This is a genomic window from Mesorhizobium sp. M5C.F.Ca.IN.020.32.2.1 (assembly GCF_004023105.1).
GTDB classification, from domain to species: domain Bacteria; phylum Pseudomonadota; class Alphaproteobacteria; order Rhizobiales; family Rhizobiaceae; genus Mesorhizobium; species Mesorhizobium wenxiniae.
In genome coordinates this window covers 1-1,775 of record NZ_RZSX01001102.1, presented here as the reverse complement: position 1 = coordinate 1,775, position 1,775 = coordinate 1, and the positions used below count along the sequence as shown (strand labels likewise).

General features: G+C 64.2%; 3 protein-coding genes. All 3 read right to left on the bottom strand.

Annotated elements, in window-relative coordinates; translation table 11 throughout:
- Positions 1–821 (bottom strand): FAD/NAD(P)-binding oxidoreductase (locus tag EOA86_RS33295; protein WP_128345431.1); only part of this gene is annotated, 821 nt, incomplete at its 3' end.
- Entirely contained in the window at positions 818–1,111 is a 294-nt protein-coding gene (locus tag EOA86_RS33290) for a (2Fe-2S)-binding protein (RefSeq protein WP_128345430.1), read from the bottom strand. The genes EOA86_RS33295 and EOA86_RS33290, both read right to left, overlap by 4 nt.
- Positions 1,108–1,770: an FAD-dependent oxidoreductase gene (locus tag EOA86_RS33285; protein ID WP_245497456.1), complete on the bottom strand. Its 663-nt coding sequence runs from the start codon at positions 1,768–1,770 to the stop codon at positions 1,108–1,110. The genes EOA86_RS33290 and EOA86_RS33285 overlap by 4 nt, the downstream gene beginning before the upstream one ends.
- Positions 1,771–1,775 lie beyond the last annotated feature (5 nt).

Sequence of the window (1,775 nt, the reverse complement as noted above, 5' to 3'; positions counted from 1 at the left end):
CCTGCGGAAACCGCGAGTTCGTGGTTGGGCACGAGCCCCTCGTGAACGAGGAGGGTTCTTGCCACCAGCTGGCTCACCTCGCCATTGGCGCGTTCAAACTCCACAGCCTCCAGCCGTCGACTTCCCTTCGCGGTGATCCGCACCACGTGATTGACGTGAGCGATCCGATTGAACATCGGAAGCCAGGCCAGCCCCTTGAGCACCTGGCCCGGATTGCGCACGGCCCCTTGCGCATTGCGGAAGGCGCGGCCCAGAAGCCCGCGAGGCGTGGTGTCGAGATAGGCTGCGGCGCTCGCCCCGGCCAGTCGCATCTGCTTGAGATAGAGGAGAGGAAGCGGGCCGCTTCCCGCGACAACCACGGGCCCCTGTGGCAATTGCCCTGCGGTCTTGAGGAGGATCTGCGCGGCACCCACGGTCATGACGCCAGGCAGCGTCCAGCCGGAAAAAGGAGTAGGCCGTTCCTGCGCGCCGGTCGCGAGCAGCAGACAGGTTCCTTTCAGCGCGTGGATCGCGCCATCCTTGACGTACTCCACGACCCAACCCTCGTTGAGCCGGCTCACCTGAGCCTCCGGAACATAGTCGGCGCCGCAGGACAGGAACGACTGGATCTGCTGGATACCGCGTCGATATTCTGCGCCCAGAACGTCCACGACCGGACTGGCCGCATTGCGCAACGCATTGCGCCAGATCTGACCGCCCGGTTGAGACTGGGAATCGACGACCACGACCGACAGCCCGCCTTCGACCGCCCGCCTCGCGGCAGCCATGCCGGCGGGACCGGCGCCCACAATGACAAGGTCGAAGTTTCTGAGGACGCTCATTTCAGCCCCTTCGGATGGTCGTAGCGTTCGACCTTCATGCCGGAAGCGACCGCCTGCTGACAGCTGCGGGTGGTGCCGACGTTCTCGACATGGACGAGGCATTCGTAACAGACGCCCATCATGCAGAAGGGTGCCCGGTGCTGCCCGGACTGAAAGGAGGTACGCGTGTGCACGTCGCCCAGCCGCAGGAAGACGGCGGCCAGCGGTTCACCCTCGCGCGCCGAGATGATTTGGCCGTCAATGGTGATGTCGACGGCTGGCCCAGCCGGAAAGGTGACCTTACTCGTCATGCCGCAACTCCGATATCGAACCGGCTGCCGCTGAAGTCGGCATAAGGATTGCCCGGCGCTCCTTCCGCCAGCCATTTGGCGAAGGGGCCGGCGTGGAAAGCCACGAGCGTCACGCCCGAATGGCAGGCGATGAAATGGACCCCCGCATAGCTCCGCGAACGGTCTACAATCGGATATCCGTCCGGCGTCAGCACGCGCAATCCGGCCCATTGCCGGACGACACGCAAATTCGCGAGGTCGGGCATGATGCTCATTACGCGCTTGGCGATGTAGTTCGCGCCGTTCGATGTCACGTCGACGGATCGCCCCACCTTTTCGTGGGTCACACCCAGCTGGAAAGTCCCAGTCACATGCTGGCGCAGGCCGTTCGATGCATAAGGGAACAACGGGGCCACGCGTTCGGTCACCATTATCTGTCCCCTTTCGGGAGTAAGCTTCAGGGGCAGGTCGAGGCTCTCGGCGAATTCCGCCGAGTCGTTCCCGGCCGCGATGAGCACTCGCTCCGCCGATACCGTCATCTGGTCCGCCGTCAGACGGTAGGCGCCCTCGGATGGCGCAATGCTTCTGACCTTTTGCCCCGTCACCAGTTTTCCGCCCGAGAGGACGAACGCGTCCACCAAGGCGCGGAGCATCAGCAGAGGATTGACGTGCCCATCCATGGGGC

Excerpts from the sequence above, each read along its gene's own strand:
- EOA86_RS33285 (WP_245497456.1), bottom strand. The coding sequence starts at position 1,770 with ATGGATGGGCACGTCAATCCTCTGCTGATGCTCCGCGCCTTGGTGGAC.
- EOA86_RS33290 (WP_128345430.1), bottom strand. The coding sequence starts at position 1,111 with ATGACGAGTAAGGTCACCTTTCCGGCTGGGCCAGCCGTCGACATCACC.